This is a genomic window from Helicobacter didelphidarum (assembly GCF_003364195.1).
GTDB lineage: Bacteria > Campylobacterota > Campylobacteria > Campylobacterales > Helicobacteraceae > Helicobacter_A > Helicobacter_A didelphidarum.
On sequence record NZ_NXLQ01000014.1, the window covers coordinates 15879 to 37721 of the forward strand.

Sequence of the window (21843 nt, forward strand, 5' to 3'; positions counted from 1 at the left end):
AATTTATGATACCTTAGAATTATCTTTCCATAAAAACTTTGGATTTTTTGCATGAAGATCAAAACCAGCCTCTTCAAATCGCCCAAAAGCAACCAGCAAGATTTGTGCCAAATTCAATACCGCAATATCGATATTATCCCGCTTACAATATTTTGTGCAGAGATTATGTTTTTTTTCAAACATATTAAATGTAGAATCTCCAAACACACAAATAAAATCAACACCTAAATCAATTCCTGCGTATAGAATCTCACCACTTTTTTGATACGCTTTTGTCTCATTAATCTCCAAAAGATGCGTAAAAGATTCCATACTAAATGGTGTCTCAAACACTTTTAATCCTAGTAGTTTAAAAATTTTATGAATCTCTGCATATTCTCCATGCATATTACAATCAAAATGCCTTCCTGTATAATACAAACATGTCACAAAACCTTCTAGAGAATCATATCGCGCAGAAATACTTGGCATTTGATTTTTAGTATTTAAAGAACCAAAATGTAATACGATATTTTGCTGAATCTTATCATGATATTTACCGAGCAAGGCGGGAAAGTAAGCTACATGCTTATGAAGTGTTGTAACATCTAACATAATTCCATAATGTTGTAATTCTTGAGATACAAAATCACGAAACTCTTTATATGTTGCAATAGTATTGAGTGTGAAAGCAAGATTAGCATAAGAATCTTCCTCTATCGCAAGGAGTATATCCCCATTTTTTGCTGCTAGAGCGATATTATAAATATTTGCAAAAAGAAACTTGTCTAGCTTTGAGATTCTGCCATAATAACCCCCATTTGGTATAAAACTTTCTGTTTTAGGAATTTCTTTAAATGGAATCTCAAGCACTTTCAGTAAGTTCAAAGTCGCAATATGAAAAGGGCTATTTTGCAAACAATCATAAATAAGATACATTATTATTCTCCTTGTAATATTTTTTGAGTATTCTTTAATTTTTAGTAAAAAGTCATTTCTGTAAAATTCTATATATTAGAATCAACAATTTTTTGCACAAAATTTGATTGTATTGGAATCTTATTTTCATGCACCATAGCACTATGGCATGAGAATCTATACTGCCCGTCAAGATATTTTCCAAACTCAAAACACATTTTTGGCACAAGTGTTTTTGCACCATTTACAAGATCTGATTGCAAAGATTCAATCGCAAGATCGATAGTATTATTCGCAGGAAAAAGAAAATTTGCTATACAAATATGCTCGAAGATTCCATTCTCAAATGTGCAAAGGGTGCTTAAAAGTTGTTTTTTGTAAAGCGGATAACGCGATAAAAGCCATTTTATATAAAGGATAAACCCATCGCCACAGTATTCATCATCATAACAGGTTGCTATAAAATTTATTGGTAAATATTTTTTTAATTCCTCGCGATCACTTGGTGTAATAAAATGTGCCATTCTAAAGAATGTGTTATACTGAGCAAAAGCCTTATCAAGATTTAACAACAAATCTTTTTGTGCAAATTTTTTACTTAGAGGATCGATTACCCATGTTGTCCCAAATTTATCTATTAATTCATACACCGCTATATTTCCAAAAATTGCAAACCCATTAATTCTACAATGAATAAAATCAAGATCGACACCAAATTCTTGATAACCAAACGATTTTGCATGGATATTTTGTAATACATCACGCAATGTCCATGAAGATTGAAAAAACATCTCTTGACGCACATAGCCACTTTGAAAATCTAAACGAGAATCAAATGAAAAGATGTTTAAATCTAATTTTGCCATATTTTATCCTTACGCCATAATACTTAAGGGATTCTACTACAATTTATTCGTATTTTCAAGCAATCAGGATATTTTTAATGTTAGAAGTATTTTATTCTATGTAATTTTGTGCCATTATCAATATATACCCAAATGATATTTTCTTATGAAAATACTCTGTTTCTAATGGTAATGCACATTTTAGACTTAGTTCTTAATTTTTACATTAATTTATAAAAACTATTTTTTTGCATATTTCTCAAATACACTAAGTATTGTATCAGCCACCTTCTTTGCAATACCAATAGTCATATTTTGATGACAGGGAATAGAGAGTTCTGCATGATAGAAATCCTCTGCATTGCGTAAAATGGGATAGTTAAAAGGCTGATAAAGCGAAAAATTATAGATTGGCTTATAATGCACCTGCACTCCAACATGATTTTGCACCAATTCATTTGCTATTGCCTCTTTTTTACAGGTAAGTGAAGAATCAAGCAATAATGGATATAAATGCCTCGTGCTAATAACACTTGAATGATTTTTTGGTGTAAAAAAGTATGGGTTATCTTTAAAATACTTATCGTAGAATCTTGCGATTTCTTCGCGTTTTGTGAGAAAAGATTCTATGCGTTGAAGTTGCGATAAACCAAGTCTTGCACCAATTTCATTAAGACGAAAATTAAAGCCAAGCGTTATACAATCATGATTATAAAGTGTTTTTTTTACGATGCCATGTGAACAAATAAGTGAAGCAATATGTGCAAAAAAAGCATTTTCACTTACAAGTGCCCCACCCTCACAAGTTGTTATAGATTTAACAGCGTGAAAGCTAAAGATTCCTATGTCCGCAAGTGTCCCGGCTTTTTTCCCATTAAAGCTTCCGCCAAAAGCATGACTAGAATCTGAAATCCACAATAAATTATGCTTTGTAGCAAACTCTCTAAAGGCTTCCATATCCACACTATTTCCAGCATAATCTACAGAACAAATAGCCACAGTATCATCACGCAAAAGAGATTCTAAGCCTTCTAATTTTAGATTTCCATCCATACAAATATCACCAAAAATAGGGGTAATGTCATTTTCTAACATCATATTTGTTGTAGCAACAAAACTTATTGGTGTTGTAAGAATACTTATTGTTTTATGGTTATGTGCAAAATGAAAATTATCTCTATCTTTTAAATAAAGAATTTTCTGAAGTGCATCAAGATGTCCATATTTCTTCAACGAAGTTTCTTTTTCAAGCACTAATTCTTTTATAATGCGAAATGCTACATATAAGGCGGAAGTTGCGGAGTTAAAACATACAGCATGTTGTGTTTGTAGGAATTTTGCAATAGTATTTTCAAACTCTATGAGATATTTACCTTGTGTTAAATGCGAAGAATGTAGAGATTCTATTACTGCCATTTCATCATCTTGATTGATTGATTGTGTGCTGTAAGGAATAAAATTTTCTAACATTTGGTAACCTTTTATGCAATTTAAGTTATAATAGTGAAAATATACCATATTTTAAGGAATGCAATGATAAACATTTGGTGCGACTTCATCGAAAGAGGTTTTTTAGAGCAAGAATTTAAAGAATTAATAAAAAATGGTGTAATACAAGGAGCAACAAGCAATCCAAGTATTTTTGCACATGCACTCAAACAACAAAGTTATCGTGAAGAAATATTAAATTTACAATCAGCAGGCAAACAACCAAAAGAAATTTATGAAATTCTTGCAATACAAGATATTAAATTAGCAAGTAAGATTCTCACTCCTCTTTATGAAAAAAATCAAAGGCAGGGACTTATTAGCATCGAGCTTGACCCATTCTTATGCGATGATATTACAAAAAGTATTGATGAGGGTGTGCGATTATGGAGAGAGATAGATTCCCCAAATGTTATGATAAAAGTCCCTGCGACACAAAGTGGTTATACAATTATGGAAAGTCTTATGTTGCGTGGAATCAATATTAATGCAACTTTAGTTTTTACCAAAGAACAAGCACAAAAAGTTTTACAAGCTTTTCATAATGCTAATACACAAGCTCAAGGTGTCATTAGTGTATTTGTTTCACGATTCGACAGAGAAATAGATTCTAAATTACCAGAATCTTTACAAGGAAAATATGGAATTGCAAATGCTATCACAATTTATAATGACTTTAAGTTACAAAACACAAATCCAAATTACAGAATCTTGTTTGCTAGCACGGGTGTAAAAGAAAAAAATAATGTCTATAATGATGATGGATATTATGTATATCCTTTAGCATTTCAAGATTGCATTAATACTTTACCATTGCATACCCTGCAGCAGATTGATTATTCATGTTTGCAAGGTGGTGCAAAATCTTTTGATGATATGGGAATTTTTACAAAAATTGAAGATTTTGGTATTAATAGGATTATGCTTGAAAATACGCTTTTGCAAGATGGATTAAAAACCTTTGAGAAAAGTTTTCAAGATATGTTAGATTCCCTAAAAACCACATAGAATTATCATTTTTCAAAAAATATTTTGTTTTGATAAGAATTATATTAATGCTAAAAATATATGAAAAATATTTCCATTGTTATGGCTAGGATTGTTTCTCAAGAAAGAAAGCAAGTATTGTTTCACTCTTGAGAAATATACTTATCAGAGTAATAATTACATTTTATAATATAATTTTGTATATTCTGTTATTTTAAGTATTTTTTAATGAAACCTTAGATATGCTTTATGTATTTTATTTTTTCTTAAAGGGGATACTTATGAGTAAAAAACAGATTGTTATCAGACCTGAAGAGTCTATGGAACCGCGTGAAGTGTATAGTAAGAAAAAAGTAATTAATGGACGCCATTTGTTTAAAAAAGATTTCTATGAAGAAGAATTACGAAAACTAGAAATTGAGCTTGTAAAATTTCAAAACTGGGTAAAAAAGACAAATCAAAAGATTGTGATTATAATGGAAGGCAGAGACGGTGCGGGAAAAGGAGGGACAATTAAAGCCCTTACTTCTCATCTTAATCCACGTGGTTGTCGTATTGTTGCATTGAATAAACCAACGGAACAAGAAAAAACAGAATGGTATTTTAAACGATATATTACAAATTTACCATCTGGTGGCGAAATTGTTTTCTTTGATAGAAGTTGGTATAATCGTGCCGGAGTTGAAAGAGTAATGGGATTTTGTACGCAAGATGAATATAAAGAATTTATTTATCAAGTAGGGAATTTAGAGCAAATGCTTGTTGCAAGTGGCACAATGATTTTTAAATATTTTCTCAATGTTTCACAAGAAGAACAAAAAAGACGCATTGAACGACGCAAAGATGATCCATTAAGAATGTGGAAACTTAGCCCTATTGATGCAAAATCCCTTGGTTTATGGAATGATTATACAGAAGCATTTGAGAAAATGTTTTCTCGTACACATACACCATATAGCCCGTGGATGATTGTTGATTCTAATGACAAAAAACGTGCACGATTAAATATTGCAAGGGATTTATTAAGTAAAATAGATTATGAAGATAAAGATCAAAATTCTGTATGTCTTTTAGCAGATCCAAATATCGTGCATTTATATTCTCAACAATCAAATTTTGTGAAAAAAAATAAAGACTTTAAAATTTTTAAGGAAGAGAAAGAAGACAAGAAGGATAAAAAAGATTCTAGTTCTAAAAAAGATTAATCTTTTCCTAAATTTATACAGATAGACACAATGTAGATGTATATTAAAGCTTTGGGGGATAAGTAACCCATACTTATCTCTTCAAAGGAATCAGTAGTTATAATTCTCGATTTATTCGTGTGTTATTGCTTTTATGTAATTTATGATAATCATAGTTTATAAAATTTTAAACTATGATGCACAACAATACAAAAATAGTGAGAATCCTAATGAAAAAACAAAAAAAAGAAATAACATCAACACAAGAGGAACAAACAACAATTCCAATACATAAAAATATCATGCAAAACAATAAAATAAGTGCTACAAAAAAAGATTCAAATAAGCAACAGCAAAGAAAAAAACAATCTACCACAGTAAAAAAAACTATAAAGAAAAAAGATAATATTCAAATTCAATTCAATCAAGATAATAGACAAACAGAAGAAATACAAGAAAAATATTTTGAGATTTTAGGATTTGAGCAGAGCAGTGCTATGCAAATTGTGCAATCTTATGCCACTGATTATGATGTTATCCTTTCTTTAGCAACAAGCGACAAACATTCTGATTTAAAAGAATCTTTATGTATGCAAGAATATGGGATTATCGCAAAAGGAACTCAATGCAATATAAATATGTTTTTTGATAATATAGTATCATTATTTGGAGACAGATTACTTCAAGGAAATCTTATAGAATTTTTAATCCAAAAGCTCACTCAAAAATCTCTTAACATTTGTGTGGCAGAATCTTGCACAGGCGGAATTCTAAGTTCGATGCTTACTTCTGCAAATGGTGCAAGTCAAGTGTATAAGGGAGGCATTACCACTTATAGTATAGAATCTAAAATGAATGTTTTAGGTGTAAAAAATTCTCTTTTACAAGAATTTAGCGTGTATTCAGAAGAATGTGTCAAGGCAATGGCACGTGGTGCAATAAATCTTTTTGGTGCTGATATTGCAATTGCCACAAGCGGTTTAGCAACAGAGGACACAAGTAAAAATAATTTTTTGAAACTTCCTGCGGGTGTGGTTTTTATATGTATTTTAATACAAGGAAATATGCCTTATGTAATTTCACAGAATTATTTACATACACAAAATTCATTAGCATTAAATTTGGCAAAGAATGCGGAACAACAATCAAGATTGCACACAATACATGATACCCCCTCATCAAGAACCATTGTGCAATATAATGCAAGTATTGAATCCTTGCGTATCTTACTTGGACTATTATAGCAATATATTTATGAGGATTTCAAGATAATTTTTTATTTAGTTTTTTATCAATAAGAATCATATAATTTAGAATCTTCAATGATTTGAAAAGAAAAGGATGCCAAATATGACACGCACAATCACACTTGCATTGCTTGGTTTATCACTCATAGGTTTCATCGCGTGTAGTGATAGCAAAAATAAGACAAATGAAATCAATGAGGCAAAAAATGAGCATAGAGAGAATGTGCGAAATGTAGGAGATTCCCACAAGAATATTGCCTTAGATTCTCATAAAGATTCTAAAAACAATAGAGAATCTAGCGGGGATTCTAAGGCTTCCAATCAAGATTCTATACACAGCAAAGAATCTCATACAGATTCTCCGCGAGATTTAGTGATACACACAAATCAAGAATCAAACAAAGATGTAGCGGGGGATTCTAAGAATTCAAGTCAAGATTTTAGTGGCAATTCACAAGATTCTAAGATACATACAAAGGTGGATTCTGCATTAGAATCCCACGAAAAAGTTTCACAAGATTCCACGCAAGAATCTACTCACGATTTGAATCAAGATTCTAAACCTATAAAAACTTGGCGTAAAGAGACAGATACGAAGCGTGAAGAGAGGCTCAAAGAGGAGGCAAAATATATCGCAGGCAGTTATGATTTTCGTGCGTATAATGGTAAGGGTGGCTACAATGCGTTTCAAAAGCAAGAGTCTTTCATCGATGAGATAGGCATCGTGCGTCCTGCCGTTACGACACTCTATGAAAATATGTCGCTAGATATTGCTTATCAAAGCTATCTGCAAAATTCAGGAGGAGATCATTATACAAAGCTAGATGATAAGATTCTATGGCTTCCCAAACTCCCCAAAGAAAGCACACACAAAGAAATCCTCTTAGATTTTGCACAACTTCGCCCACAGGGCAATGATAAAACAAGGATTTTGCTCTTTTTTGATTTCATCTATGAGACGCCCAAAAAGCTCCTCATCACCTATCAAGCTTACAGCGTAGGTGAGGAAGTCGAGTATAATATCTCTCCAAAATACTCTATTTTTACCCTACTTTTTGAGGAAAAAGACGATGGGACTTATCTCACACTAAGCTCTACGCCCAAAAATGTAACTTTTTCTTGCACGCAAAGTGGGCTAAGTCAAACAGAGAGTGCGATATGCAAGGCAAATCTCGCACTTGATTTGAAAATGCACTATGCCTATGAGACTTTGCAGCAAGATATAGAGAATCGTGATGACTGGCAAAATCACGAAAATGGCAAAACTAATAGAGATTATAACGCCCTCAAAACCTCACAAAGAGCGTGGGTAAAGTCTCGCAATGCGTGTGGCAAGGATATAGAGTGCATTAAAGATTCTTACGCCAAAAGAATCGCCACCTTGCAAGATGAGCTACAACAAAGGCTTATAAATCGGGGCTTTGATAAGACTTGCAAGCTTATGCGTAGCGTAAGTGTCGATGGTGGGTGGAGTCCCGGTGAGGAATACGAGGATTGGTATCAATGCGAGTATAAGAATGCAAATCTTTTAGATATGTATGCCAAATATGCTTTGAAGGAAAATGAGGGCAAAGAGCAATGGAGGCAGTGGCTTGGAGTAGATGAAATAGCAAAGGCGCGTCCAAACGATGAGAGCAGGTGGAAGTATGAGGGAGAGTTTATCAACGATATGAAAACAGGCTTTAGCTCGATTGATTATGAATGGGCGGGGAGAGATACGCTTGTCGTCAGTGTGCATTATGAATACAATCCGCAAATCTACACTTTCACTCAAAAAGGCGGTGATGTGATAGTGGATTTTAAGGATATAACGGCGCCTTAGGGAAGTGGAGCTTTGGGATTCTAAGTGTTTTGCATATACTTGAAAATCAAGCAATGCGTGGCAATCTATACATCTCATCATCATATTCAAGCAAACAATACTAATAAAGAGCTAAAAGAGAACATTTACGAAGCATCGCAATAAATTTCACATACATTTATATGGTTTTATTATGGAATCTTATAGAAAATAATGTAAAATACCATAATATTTTCATACTACACAAGATGAAAAATCAAAAGAAATAAAATGACAAGGAGAACAAATGACAACATTAGTGCAAGTCAAAGTCGATAAGGAGTTAAAAGAGGAGGCGGATAAGCTATTTCACGCTTTAGGGCTTGATACGACTACTGCCTTAAGAATGTTTTTAAAAACAGCGGTGCGAGAGCAAAAAATCCCGCTCAATCTCACGCTAAACAAATCAAAACAAGACCCATTTTATAGTAAAGAGAATATCGCAGAGATAAAACAGCGTATAGAAGAGCTAGATTCAGGTAAAGTCAAGCCAATAATCAAAAGCATAGAGGAGCTAGAAGCCCTACAAAAAGAGGTGATGAATGCGTAAAATCGCCTTTCAACCCAAAGCGTATGACGAACTTTAGGCTTCATCAACGACAAAAAGATATTTGTGAATCTTTGCAATGGTAGCGTATTTGTCATACTTTTATCAAAAAGCTATGATGAATTTAAAATATATTTGACACATGGAGGATAACTGCGATGGATAACGACATACGATGGAAACAGCGATTTGAGTATTTCCAAAGGGCATTTGTGAATCTCGATAAACTTAAAGATAAGAGATTTAATGATTTTTCAGAGCTTGAGAGGGAGGGGATAATCCAGCGTTTTGAGGTATCCATTGAGCTATCATGGAAGCTGATGAAAGACTTTTTGCAAAATGAAGGCTATGAGATAAAAAGCCCCAAAGAATCCATAAGGCAAGCCTTTGTTTATGGGCTTATCAGTGATGCAGAGGCTTGGATAGAAGCCCTTAATAGACGCAATATCACGAGCCATACCTACGATGAAAGCGGGCTAAATGAAAATGTAGAATATATCTTAAGCACATTTTATCCGCTTATGAGGGATTTGTATCACACACTCAAGGTGAGATTATGAAGTATGGCTTAGAATCTCATCATTTGACACAAATAGCACAAATCCTAAGCACGCACAAGGCTATCTCTCAAGTCTTGCTTTTTGGCTCGCGCTCCAAAGGGACGCATAAGAGGGCTTCAGATATTGACTTGGCACTGAAAGGGGAGATTTCGCTTAGCCTCATTGCGACACTCAAAAACGAGTTTGAGGAGAGTGATTTACCATTTTTCTTTGACATTGTAGATTATGCAAAAGCACAAGGAGGGCTTAAAGATTCTATCGACCAACACGCGAGTATCATCTATGAAGCGACAAAGGAAGTGCAACGCTGAAGTATCCATAATGCAATCGTCATTGCGAGGAGCGAGGCGACAAAGCAATCCGAAATCATACTTGAGGAAAGCCAAAGCAATACTATAATACAAGAAACAAAGGCTTATAGGAAACATAAAAACAATGAGGGCGAAATATCTTTAGTCAAAGTCAAAAGGAAACAAATATGAATGGCACTATCCCGCAAGGCTATAAACACACAGAGCTTGGAATCTTACCGCACCCACCTATCCGTCATACTGAGCGTAGCGAAGTATCCACCCCCGCAGTCATTGCGTGTGAGGCAAAGCAATCTGCCTCTTTCGTCATTGCGAGGAATGAAATGACGAAGCAATCCATAAATGAAGCCTTTAAGGAGGATTCTATGAGTGAGATGGTGAATGTGGATTACCACGCCAAACCTTGCGGTTTGTCTCGTAATGACAATTTATCTTGTCATACTGAATCATTTAGGTAAAGTATCCACAAGACAATCGTCATTGCGAGCGTAGCGAAGCAATCCAAATAATAATCAAGAAAGTCAAAAGGAATACAAATGAGTGAATGGAAAACTTGTAGGCTTGGGGAGGTAGTGGATACCAATCTCAAATCTATTAGCAAAAATTATCCACATAAAATTATCAAATATTTAGATACAGGCTCAATTACAAAAAATCATATTGATGAATACCAATTTTACCCCATTGAAAAAGCTCCAAGCAGGGCAAAGCGACTTGTAAAAAATGGTGATATTATCTATTCACTTGTGCGACCCATACAAAAACATTTTGGATTTATATCAAACCCAGATGAAAATTTAGTCGTTTCTACGGGATTTTGCGTCCTCACGAGCAAGCAAGATTCGCTAGATTCAAAATTTTTATATTATTTACTTTCTTTAGATGAAAGCATAGAATATTTGGATATGTTAGCCGAAAGCTCTACGAGTGCTTATCCAGCAATAAAGCCGATAGATATAGAAAACTTAGAAATTACAATGCCAAGTGATATAGAGGAGCAAAGGAGAATAGCAGAGATTCTAAGCAGTCTTGATGATAAGATAGATTTACTTCATAAGCAAAATAAAACTTTAGAATCCCTCGCCCGACTCCTCTTCCGCCACCACTTCATCGACAACGCCAAAAGTGAATGGGAAGAAAAGCCTTTGAGTGAAATTGCAGAAATTAGCATTGGAAGGACACCTCCACGAAAAGAAAAAGAATAGTTTTCTAATAATCCCAAAGACTTTCAGTGGATTTCTATAAAAGATATGGGAGAGAATGGGATTTTTATACTCAAAACAGCAGAATATTTGACACAGGAAGCGGTAAAAAAGTTTAATATTCCAATTATTCCAAAAGGTTCAGTGATTTTGAGTTTTAAAATGACACTTGGTAGAGTGGGGATTGCTTCAAATAATATGCTATCAAATGAGGCTATCGCACATTTTAAGCTTAATAAAGATTCTCAAATAATTACAAAAGAATTTCTCTATTTATTTTTAAAATCCTTTAATTATGATACTTTGGGTAGCACTTCATCTATTGTTACGGCGATAAACTCTACTATGATAAAAGAAATTATCGTAAAGATTCCAAATAATACTATAAGAGATAAGTTTCAATCTCAAGTAGAGACATATTTCGATAAAATTTACGAAAACTCAAAACAAATTTTGAAGCTAGAACAAATGCGTGATATAATACTGCCGAGATTATTAAGTGGGGAAGTGAGGGTGTAATGAAAAATATAAAAGAAAAAATTGATAAAGCTATAGATTTCTTAGATACTTTAGCAGAATTACAAATATTTTGGAAGAGTAGAGAAAATAAAGAAGAGACAATATTCCAATATCTTGCACCACAAGCAAGAAAAGAGCCTAATATTATCAAGAATTATTTGAGTGAAATAGAGAAAATTAATAAGATAGATACTAAATATATAAAAGAGAAAATATTTGATATAAATAAAAAAATATTTGATACCAATCAAGATAATAGTGAATATTATTCAAGTATTATCTTGCATTGTTTTAATATACATGATAACTACTTAAGATACTTTTTAAACGATAAAGATTCTAGAGATATTAATTTAGTATTCGATAGATTTGCTACATCTCTTTGTTATAGCCATACTTATTACCAAGAAATAATAAATTCATTTTTAGCTGTAGAATTAGTAAAGCTAGTAACAGAATATAAGGGAAATTTGATATTAATAGGTGCAAATGGCTCTGGTAAAAGCACCTTTGCTCGTCATTTTAAAGGAAGTGTTTCACAACATTATCCATCAAAATTTGTCGTTATCCCTGCACAAAAAGTATTTTTCTTAAAATCAAGAGATTCAATACCTCTATTTGATAAAGCAGAAAATGATATATCACATTTTCAAAGTCATGACAAGCTCTACAAAACAGCTAATGAAGCCTATTCAATAACAAATGACCTTGAAACAATAACAAATTATCTTACTGCAGAGTATTCTAAGATTACTCATAATACACATAGTAAAGGTATAAGAGAAGTTTCAATGTTTGAAAAAATCTTTCAAATTTGGAATGAAATTATCACACATATTCAGCTTTCTCTTGATGAGAATGGAAATAATATAGTGGTTACACCCCAAGATACTAGCCTCCCTCTTTATGATTTCATGGGATTAAGTGATGGTGAAAAATGTATGTTTTATTGTATCGCTAGTGTTATGATTGCTAAAGAAAAGAGCTATATAATTGTCGATGAGCCTGAAAATCATCTTAATATGGCTATTGTCAATACACTATGGGATAAATTAGAAAATGCACGCCGAGATTGTCATTTTATTTATCTCACACATAATCCTTACTTTGTAAGCGGACGAAATAACACAAAGATGCTATGGATAAAAAGTTTTAATCCGTTAAAAATACATTGGGATTATAAAGAGTTACCTAATGAGAATATTCCGCAAGAATTGCTTGTTGAGCTACTTGGTAGCAAAAAACCTATTTTATTTTGTGAAGGCACAAGAGATAGCATTGATTATAAATTATATTCTATATTGTTTAAAAACTATACAATCATTCCAGCTGGAGGGCATAGGGAGGCTATAGAATATTGCAAATCTATCAATGATAATGAAATATTTAATTTAAAAGCTATCGCTATCATAGACAAGGATTATTATGAAGACAACGAAATTAATAAATGGAAAGAGAAAAATATTTATCCACTTGATATTGTTGAAATTGAAAATCTCTTATGTGATGAGAAAATATTGAAAGAAGCGCAAAAGAGATTCTGTGCGGAAGAAAATATAGTTGAAATAGCTAAGGAGAAACTATTAGATGAAATAAATAAAAACAAAGAACAACAGGCTATTAAATATGCAATGTTTGGGGTTAATAAACTTTTAAATAATTGTATAGATAAAAAGAATGTTAAAAGTATAGATGAAGCAGAGCAAACTTTTAAAGAAAGAATAGAGGAAATAAAAATAAAGGAATTTTATGATAAATATCTAAAATTATTAGATGAGATATATAAAACTAAAGATTACAATAAAGCTTTGCAAAAATATAATAGTAAAGGTGTATTAGGGATTGTTGGAAATACGATTAGTCAAAATTACAAAGATAGGATATTAAAACTAATCAGTGAAAATGACGAATTACAAAATATTATACGAGAAAAGTATTTTAAAGAGATTCCACTTCAAAGTTAAGGACAGCACTTGCATACACAGAATCCCACAGTTCCCCTCATTATCTATCAAGATGAAAGGGGCGATATTCACCTCGAAGTGAAGCTTGAAAATGAAAGTATTTGGCTAAATCAAGAGCAAATGGCACAGCTTTTTGGGGTGCAACGCCAAGCTATAACGAAACATATCAATAATATTTTTAAAGAGGACGAATTATCTAAAGAGCAAACTTGTTCCATTTTGGAACAAGTTCAGCAAGAGGGCAATAGACAAGTAGTGCGAAATATTACTTTTTACAACCTTGATATGATTATTGCAGTGGGCTATCGTGTCAATTCAAAAAAGGCGACGAAGTTTCGTATCTGGGCTACGCAAATCCTCAAAAATCATATCATCAAAGGTTACACGATAAACAGACAAAGACTCTTAGAACAAGATAGGGCAGAGTTTTTGCAAACTATCGCGATATTACAGGAGAGTATCGCCAAAAGCGAGGCAAGCGGTATGCTTACTCTCACAGAGACAAAGGGATTCTTGGATATTATCATTCGCTATTCACGCACTTGGAATCTCTTGCAACGCTACGATAGAGATGATTTGGAGGTTTCGCATACACAGGGGAGAGAGGCAAAATTCATTTTAGATTCTAGTGAAGCAAAAGAGGCGATAGCAAACCTCAAAAGTGAATTGATACGCAAAGGTGAAGCAAGCGAACTTTTTGGAAGGGAAAAGGCTGGTGAGTTTGAGGGGATTTTGCGAAATATTTATCAAACTTTTGGTGGAGTGGATTTACTCCCAAGTATCGAGGCAAAGGCGGCAAATTTGCTATATTATATCATCAAAGGACACCCTTTTAGCGATGGCAACAAACGCATAGGAGCATTTATGTTTATTTTGTTTTTGAGTAAGAATAATGCTCTATATAAGCCAAATGGTGAGTTAAAGATTAATGACAATGCCCTTGTCGCCCTTTCTTTGATGAGTGCCCAAAGCGAACCGACACAAAAAGAAAGTATAATTAACCTCATAATAAACCTTTTAGGAGAATCCCAATGAATCCAGATTCCCACAAGCTCGATGAATCCACCCTAGAATCTTATGCCCTAGAGACTTTGCGTGAAGTGGGCTATGCGTGTCATAATGCGAGTATGATTCCTCGCAAAAGCGATGAATGGGTTTTGGATGGAAAGCTAAGGGATTCTATGATGAGGCTAAATGCCGATGATAGCGTGTTTAAAAGCCTCCCGCACACAAGGCAAGAAGAACTCATCGATGAAGTGATAAAGAAGCTCAAAGCCCTAGAATCTCACAATCTCGCCGATACGCTCATCGATACAAACGCCACAATGCACGAAATGCTTATCGAGGGTGTGAGCGTGGAAGTGGCACTTGATGGCACTATGCGAAGCACGAGGCTTGCTCTCATCGACTTTGACAATCCCGCTAATAACGACTTCCTAGCTCTTAATCAGCTCCATTTTCACTCCAAGCAGCATACGCTCTCCAAGCGTCCCGATGTCGTGCTATTTGTCAATGGCTTGCCTCTTGTCATCATCGAATTTAAAAATCCCCTTGCCCCTAATGCCACGATAGAATCCGCCTTTCATCAGCTCCAAACCTACAAGGCATTTATTAGTGAGCTTTTTATCCCCAATGCCTTATGTGTGATAAGCGATGGATTGAGTGCGAAAGCAGGGAGTTTGAGTGCGGATTATTCACGATTTATGGTATGGAAAAATCCAGATTCTAAGCCTTGCAAATACCTTGTTGGCGAATCTACACGCGCGAATCCTCACTCAATGGATTGCCACGACTTGACTTCATCAAATCTGACGCTAACTCCGCCTCAAAACCCTAATGTATCCCACGATATGAACGACACTTTCACAAATCCCACTTTTACCCCACAAATCGAAGTGTTGATACGCTACCTCTTAAATCCCGCAACTTTGCTTGATATGCTTCGCTATTTCACACTTTTTGAGCGAGTGGAGCAGAGGGACGCGCGAGGGATTATCGAGGCAAAGACGATTAAGAAAATCGCTGCGTATCATCAATACTACGCGGTAAATAAGGCGATTGAGCGCACCGCCCAAGCGATGAGTGGAGATAAAAAAGGCGGGAGTGTGTGGCATACACAAGGCAGTGGCAAAAGTCTTTCTATGGTTTTTTACACGGCTAAAGCGGTGGCGAGGTTTCATAATCCCACGATTTTGCTTATCACTGATAGAAATGACCTTGATGGACAGCTTTTTAGCACTTTTGCACTTGCCTGCAAGCTTTTACGCACGACCCCAGAGCAAGCCACCAGCACGCAGGATTTAAAAGCGAAGCTTAAAGTCGCAAGCGGTGGAATAGTCTTTAGCACGATACAGAAATTTCGTGCAGATGAAAATAGCGAGAGATTCGAGCTTCTTAGCACGCGAGATAATATCATCGTGCTTTGCGATGAGGCACACCGCACGCAATATGGCTTTGAAGCGAGGATTGCGGGAGAGGATTTGCGTTATGGCTATGCAAAATATTTGCGTGATGCTTTGCCAAATGCGACTTATCTAGGATTTACCGGCACACCGATAGAAAAAATCGATGCGGATACAAGACGCGTCTTTGGCGAATATATCGATATTTATGATATTGCTAGAGCGATAGAGGACGGAGCGACTTTAAAAATCTACTATGAAAGTGCACTTATTAAGCTAAGCGTGAGTGATGAGGGCAAAAGGCTCATTGAGGAGCTAGATTCTCAAATGATAGAAAGTGAGAGTCAAGAGAAAATCAAAGCCAAAGCTACAAAGCTTCAAGCCCTAGTAGGTGCGAAAGAAAGGCTAAAAATCGTAGCACAAAATATTTTGCGACATTTTTACGCGAGGCAGGAGATTTTCAAAGGCAAAGCTATGATTGTGTGTATGAGTAGGGAAATCGCCGTCAATCTCTACGATGAGATGATAGCCCTAGAGCCAAGCCTACATAGTGAGCGGCTAGAGAGTGGGAAACTCAAAGTCATCATCACCGCAGATAGTAAAGATGGTGCAAATCTTGCGAAGCACCATACAAGCAAAAAAGAGCGAGACAATCTCGCTACTCGCTTCAAAAATATAAACGATGAGCTAGAAATGGTCATTGTGTGTGATATGTGGCTTACAGGATTTGACGCACCACCTTTGCATACGCTTTATATCGATAAGCTTATGCAAGGACACAATCTCATGCAGGCAATCGCACGCGTAAATCGTGTATATCAGGATAAACCAGCAGGACTCATCGTGGATTTTATCGGTATTGCTAATGAGCTAAAGAGGGCATTAGAATTTTATACTAGCAATGGCGGAAGTGGCGTGCTACTTGAGCAAAAAGAGCAAATCATTGATAAAATGCAAGAAAAGCTAGAAGTAGTCGCACAAATGTTTAAGAAATGTGAGTATTTGCGGTATTTTAAGCTAGATTCTACCAAAGCAAAGTTAGAGTTTTTAAATGAGGCGATGGAGATAATTCTCACAAATGAAAATGGTAAAAAGAGATTTTTAGATGAATATAATCATCTTTCCAAAGCGTATGTAATGTCTTTGCCTAGTGAAGAGGCGAGAAGTATCGCAAAGCATATCGCATTTTTTGAGGCACTCAAAGCGGTGTTTTTGAAGCTAGAATCTCGCGAGCAACGAGAGCAAAATCTCATTTCTCAAAGCGTGATAAAGCAGATTCTAGATTCTGCAGTAGAAAGCGAAAATATAGTGGATATTTTGGAGACAAATGGTATCAAAGCACAAAATATCTCGATACTTGATGATGAGTTTTTAGACGAAGTGCGAGGACTTAAAAAATCTCATATCGCAGTAGAACTCCTTAAAAAACTCCTCAATGACGAACTAAGAGCAAGAGCGAAAACAAATCTCATACAAAACAAAAGCCTTATGCAACGCTTTAATGAAATAATGCGTAAATACCAAAATAAGCTCATTGGCACACTTGAAGTGATAGAAGAGCTTATCACCCTAAGCAAAGAACTTATCACACAGGATAAAGAGAGGATAGAATCTGGCTTAAGTGATTATGAATTTGCCTTTTATAGTGCGGTGTGTGAGAACAAAAGTGCAAATGAATTGCTTGGGCGTGAGAAACTGCGAGAACTTGCTATTGCGATATATTATCAAGTCAAAGAGAATGCGAGTATTGACTGGCATAAAAAGGAGAGTGCGAGGGCGAAGCTCCGCCTTGCGGTGAAAAAATGCCTCAAGCAATATGGCTATCCACCTGATATGGAGCAACTCGCGATTGATAATGTCATCAAGCAAGCCGAACTCATGGCAGAAAATGAAATAAATTAATACATTGAGGAAATTATGCAGAATCTTGAAAAAACACTTTTTGAATCCGCCGATAAACTTCGTAAAAATATCGATGCGAGTGAGTATAAGCATGTCGGGGCTTGTGTTTCTCAAATACATTAGCGAAAGCTTTTCGCAAGTCTATGAAAGACTCAAACGCGAGGGTAGCAATACAGAGGATAAAGATGAGTATTTGGCAGAAAATGTCTTTTTCGTCCCGCAAAGTGCGAGGTGGGAGATGATAATGGCAAGTGCAAAGCTCCCCACTATCGGTAAGACTATCGATAAGGCGATGTTTGCTATTGAAAGTGAAAATGACAGCCTCAAAGGCATTCTCCCTAAAATCTATGCAAAAGAAAATCTTGATTCTATCGCACTAGGTAAACTTATCGACCTTATCTCAAATATCACACTAAGCGATACAAAAGAGCGGAGCAATGATATTTTGGGACATATTTTTGAGTATTTTTTAGGTAAATTTGCACTAAGCGAGGGTAAAAATGGTGGGGAATTCTATACACCTAAAAGTGTTGTCCAGCTCCTCGTCTCTATCTTAGAGCCATTTCGTGGGCGTGTGTTTGACCCTTGTTGTGGGAGTGGCGGAATGTTTGTGCAAAGCGAAGAATTCGTGCAGGAGCATTCAGGCAAAATTGATGATATTGTCATTTATGGGCAGGAGAGCAATCAAACGACTTGGAAACTTGCAAAGATGAATCTAGCCATTCGACAAATTGATTCTTCGCTTGTGCTATGGAATAGCGAAGGGAGCTTCCTCAATGATGCACACAAGGACTTAAAAGCCGATTTTATCATCGCAAATCCTCCCTTTAATGATTCTGATTGGAGTGGAGAGCTACTTGCAGAGGATATTCGCTTCAAATATGGCACACCACCGCCTAGCAACGCAAACTATGCGTGGATACAGCATTTCATCTATCATCTTGCACCCAAAGGCGTGGCAGGATTTGTCCTTGCTAAAGGAAGTTTGACAAGCAACACCGCAGGTGAGGGGATAATCCGTAGGAACTTGATAGAATCTAATCTCATCGATTGTATCATTAATCTCCCTGCAAAACTTTTCCTCAATACGCAAATACCTGCGTGCTTGTGGTTTATCCGCAGGAATCGAACGACAAAAGACATACTTTTTATTGACGCACGAAATCTCGGCACACTCATCAATCGCAAGAATAGAATCTTAACCCCTGATGACATTAGTAAAATTGCTTCGACTTATCACAGCTGGAGACGTGGTAGCGAGTATAGCGACACCAAAGGATTTTGCAAAGCAGCGAGCTTTGATGAAGTGGCAAATCTAGGCTTCACGCTCACGCCGGGACGATATGTAGGGCTAGAGGAAAGTGAAGAGGAAATAGACTTTGAGGCGGAGTTTGCTAGACTTAAAAGTGAATTGCAAGATTCTATGCGTGAGGAGGAGAGGCTCAATGTAAGGATAATGGAGAATCTTAGCAAAATAAGGGCTTGATACAAGGATAGGCGAGGACTTTAAAGCTAGGATTTTGTGGCTTCAATAATGAGAAAGTGTTGAAAAAAATCAAGCATTTTTGATACAATTTCACACAGAGAAAATACATTGTTTAAGGTATCCGCTTTGACAGAAGAAGAAGTAAAAACAAGGCTTATCACCCCTGCACTACAACAATCTGGCTGGAATCTCACACAACTTGCTATGGAAAAAAGTGTGAAATGCGATTATGCTTTTACTGACGGGGCGATAGAGTTTGCTTCCAAACGCATTCAAAGAGGCAAGCCTAAAAGATGTGATTATTTACTCTCTTCTTTTGAGGGCTTCCCCCTTGCTATTATTGAAGCAAAAGATGATAGCCATAGCCTCTATGATGGTTTGCAACAAGCTATGGACTATGCCAAAGCTCTCAATACGCCTTTTGCATACTCTAGCAATGGAGAATCTTTTATAGAATATGACTTTCTCACAGGCAAACAACGACAAATCGCTATGGATAGCTTCCCAAGTGAGCAAGAATTATTAGAGCGGTATTTTCAGGGTAAAAATATCACGCAATCACAAAGAGAACTGATTGCCACGCATTACTACTTAGAGGATAAATCGCCTCGCTATTATCAAGCCAACGCAGTCAATAAGACATTAGAGGCACTCACACAAGGACAAAAGAGAATCTTACTTGTTATGGCGACAGGCACAGGCAAAACCTTTAGTGCTTTTCAAATCATTCATCGCCTTTTTAAAGCAGGGAAAATCAAAAAGATTCTCTATCTTGCCGATAGGAACAATCTCATCGAACAAACTAAAAAGAATGATTTTAAATTCTTTGGCGATAAAGCTACTATCATCAAAAATAAGAATTTTGACTCAAGTTATACTCTTTATTTTGGAATCTATCAGCAATTCATCAGCATAGATTCTTTTGGTAATGTCCAAGAGCATTTTAAAGATTTTGACAAAAATTTCTTTGATTTTATTCTAGTCGATGAGTGTCATAGAGGCAGTGCAAAAGAAGATTCTGCATGGCGACAAATCTTAGAATATTTTAGTTCTGCCATTCAAGTAGGTATGACAGCGACGCCAAAGCATGATGACGAAGCATCAAATCTCGATTATTTTGGCGAACCACTCTATACTTATAGTCTCAAGCAAGGTATAGCCGATGGCTTTTTAGCTCCTTATAAGGTGATACGCTATGGGATTAATATCGATGTCATGGGCTATCGACCAGAAGATGGCAAGAGAGATAAAGCGGGTAATCTTATCCCCGATGAAGAGTATCAAAGCTCTGATTTTAACCGCATTTTGTATATCGATGAACGCACGGAGCTTGTAGCCAAAAAGGTTTCAGATTTTTTAAAATACACTTTGAGGGATAGATACGCTAAAACTATCGTATTTTGTCAAGATACCTATCATGCAAGTGTCATGCGACAAGCTTTAATCAATGAAAATAGCGATTTAATGCAAGAAAATAGCAATTATATTGTGCGAATCACAGGTGATGACAAAGTAGGCAAATCCTTGCTAGAGAAGTTTATCAGTGAGAAAGAGCCTTATCCGGTTATCGCTACAACTTCCAAGCTCTTAACGACAGGTGCAGATACAAAAATGCTAAAAGTTATCGCCATTGATAGCAATATTAATTCCCTCACAGAATTTAAGCAAATCATAGGGCGAGGCACGAGAATCAACCAAAGATTAGGCAAAAGCTACTTTAGCATACTTGATTTTAAAAATACCACAAGATTATTTGCCGATAAAGATTTTGATGGCGAGATTCTTACCGAGCTAGAGAGAGATATAAAGACAAAAGCACAAATGAAACAAACGGATACATTTGATGAAGAGAGCTTCCCAGAGCAAACCCCAGATATTAACACGAATGATACAAGATTGAAAAAAATAGAAATTAATGGTGTTGAGGTTGCTATCGTCCATGAACTTCATCAGATAGTCAATAGCGAGGGCAAACTTATCAGCAATGACTTTATAAGTTTCTCAAGGCAAAATATACACACGAACTATCAAAGTTTAGAATCTTTTTTAAACGATTGGAATGCGAACGCAAATAAAACAAAATTATTAAAAAAGCTAGAGGAAAAAGGCATTTTAATACAAGAACTACGAGCTATGCAGCAGTTTCAAAACCTAGATGAATTTGATATTATCCTCTCTCTTGCATTTGACCAAACCCCGCTTTCAAGAAGTCAAAGGGCGAAAAAAGCAAATAAGATTCTAGCAAAATTTACAGGCAAAGCAAAAGAAGTGCTAGAAGTCTTGCTTGAGAAATACGCCACAAATGGCATTGTAGATATAGAGAATCCAGATGTTTTCAAAACCAAGCCTTTTGATTTTATCGATGTCAATCAAGTTACCGAACTTTTTGGCGGAGTTGAAAACTATATCAAAGCTCTCAATGAACTTAAAACAGAGCTTTATAATAACCCCGCAGCATAGAT

16 protein-coding genes and 2 pseudogenes are annotated in these 21843 nt (G+C 35.5%); 15 read left to right on the forward strand and 3 right to left on the reverse strand.

The genetic code is table 11. The annotated features are described in order from the left end of the window. Window positions 1-3: 3 nt before the first annotated feature. The 3 genes from CQA53_RS06730 to CQA53_RS06740 all read right to left on the reverse strand — a co-directional run bounded on the left by CQA53_RS06730 (window position 4) and on the right by CQA53_RS06740 (window position 3212). Window positions 4-918 carry an HdrB C-terminal domain-containing protein gene (locus tag CQA53_RS06730; protein WP_115543251.1) on the reverse strand — a complete coding sequence of 305 codons (915 nt, stop codon included), beginning with the start codon at window positions 916-918 and terminating at the stop codon, window positions 4-6. Between the two features lie 68 nt (window positions 919-986). Continuing rightward, complete coding sequence (locus CQA53_RS06735; RefSeq protein WP_115543252.1) at window positions 987-1763, reverse strand: DUF5644 domain-containing protein; 777 nt, start codon at window positions 1761-1763, stop codon at window positions 987-989. A gap of 219 nt (window positions 1764-1982) precedes the next feature. Then, a complete protein-coding gene (locus CQA53_RS06740) occupies window positions 1983-3212 on the reverse strand; it encodes a DegT/DnrJ/EryC1/StrS family aminotransferase (protein ID WP_115543253.1) in 1230 nt (409 codons plus the stop codon). A 63-nt stretch (window positions 3213-3275) separates the two neighbouring features. On the opposite strand from CQA53_RS06740, the gene CQA53_RS06745 reads away from it, so the two are divergent. From CQA53_RS06745 to hsdR, 15 genes and pseudogenes are all read left to right on the forward strand, one after another. Then, window positions 3276-4238: a transaldolase gene (locus CQA53_RS06745; RefSeq protein WP_115543254.1), complete on the forward strand. Its 963-nt coding sequence runs from the start codon at window positions 3276-3278 to the stop codon at window positions 4236-4238. Window positions 4239-4498: 260 nt separating this feature from the next. Continuing rightward, window positions 4499-5422 carry a polyphosphate kinase 2 gene (gene ppk2, locus CQA53_RS06750; protein WP_115543255.1) on the forward strand — a complete coding sequence of 308 codons (924 nt, stop codon included), beginning with the start codon at window positions 4499-4501 and terminating at the stop codon, window positions 5420-5422. Window positions 5423-5631: 209 nt separating this feature from the next. Further along, complete coding sequence (locus tag CQA53_RS06755; protein ID WP_181882382.1) at window positions 5632-6645, forward strand: CinA family protein; 1014 nt, start codon at window positions 5632-5634, stop codon at window positions 6643-6645. Between the two features lie 106 nt (window positions 6646-6751). Next, the gene (locus CQA53_RS06760; protein WP_115543257.1) at window positions 6752-8470 is read left to right on the forward strand and encodes a lysozyme inhibitor LprI family protein; all 1719 of its coding nucleotides are present in this window, start codon (window positions 6752-6754) and stop codon (window positions 8468-8470) included. A 265-nt stretch (window positions 8471-8735) separates the two neighbouring features. Then, a complete protein-coding gene (locus CQA53_RS06765) occupies window positions 8736-9038 on the forward strand; it encodes a type II toxin-antitoxin system RelB/DinJ family antitoxin (protein ID WP_112052460.1) in 303 nt (100 codons plus the stop codon). Window positions 9039-9193: 155 nt separating this feature from the next. After that, window positions 9194-9595, forward strand: a complete 402-nt coding sequence (locus CQA53_RS06770; protein WP_115543258.1) for a nucleotidyltransferase substrate binding protein — start codon at window positions 9194-9196, stop codon at window positions 9593-9595. After that, complete coding sequence (locus CQA53_RS06775) at window positions 9592-9906, forward strand: nucleotidyltransferase domain-containing protein (RefSeq protein ID WP_115543259.1); 315 nt, start codon at window positions 9592-9594, stop codon at window positions 9904-9906. Before CQA53_RS06770 ends, CQA53_RS06775 begins: the two co-directional genes overlap by 4 nt. Before the next feature lie 167 nt (window positions 9907-10073). Continuing rightward, complete coding sequence (locus CQA53_RS06780) at window positions 10074-10364, forward strand: hypothetical protein (protein WP_115543260.1); 291 nt, start codon at window positions 10074-10076, stop codon at window positions 10362-10364. Window positions 10365-10442: 78 nt separating this feature from the next. Continuing rightward, window positions 10443-11111, forward strand: coding sequence for a restriction endonuclease subunit S (locus CQA53_RS06785; protein ID WP_115543261.1), 669 nt, complete (start codon window positions 10443-10445; stop codon window positions 11109-11111). 21 nt (window positions 11112-11132) lie between these two features. Further along, window positions 11133-11627 (forward strand): annotated as a pseudogene (locus CQA53_RS06790) (restriction endonuclease subunit S); the annotation flags it as partial. Next, window positions 11627-13591 (forward strand): DUF4435 domain-containing protein, encoded by a 1965-nt coding sequence (locus tag CQA53_RS06795; RefSeq protein ID WP_115543263.1) that lies wholly within the window; start codon window positions 11627-11629, stop codon window positions 13589-13591. The pseudogene CQA53_RS06790 and the gene CQA53_RS06795, both read left to right, overlap by 1 nt. 9 nt (window positions 13592-13600) lie before the next feature. Beyond that, window positions 13601-14626: a virulence protein RhuM/Fic/DOC family protein gene (gene rhuM, locus CQA53_RS06800; protein WP_245945751.1), complete on the forward strand. Its 1026-nt coding sequence runs from the start codon at window positions 13601-13603 to the stop codon at window positions 14624-14626. Next, window positions 14623-17895 carry a type I restriction endonuclease subunit R gene (locus CQA53_RS06805; RefSeq protein ID WP_115543264.1) on the forward strand — a complete coding sequence of 1091 codons (3273 nt, stop codon included), beginning with the start codon at window positions 14623-14625 and terminating at the stop codon, window positions 17893-17895. Before rhuM ends, CQA53_RS06805 begins: the two co-directional genes overlap by 4 nt. Window positions 17896-17910: 15 nt before the next feature. Beyond that, window positions 17911-19381 (forward strand): annotated as a pseudogene (locus tag CQA53_RS06810) (N-6 DNA methylase). A gap of 126 nt (window positions 19382-19507) precedes the next feature. Beyond that, the gene (hsdR, locus tag CQA53_RS06815; protein ID WP_115543265.1) at window positions 19508-21841 is read left to right on the forward strand and encodes an EcoAI/FtnUII family type I restriction enzme subunit R; all 2334 of its coding nucleotides are present in this window, start codon (window positions 19508-19510) and stop codon (window positions 21839-21841) included. Window positions 21842-21843: the final 2 nt, after the last annotated feature.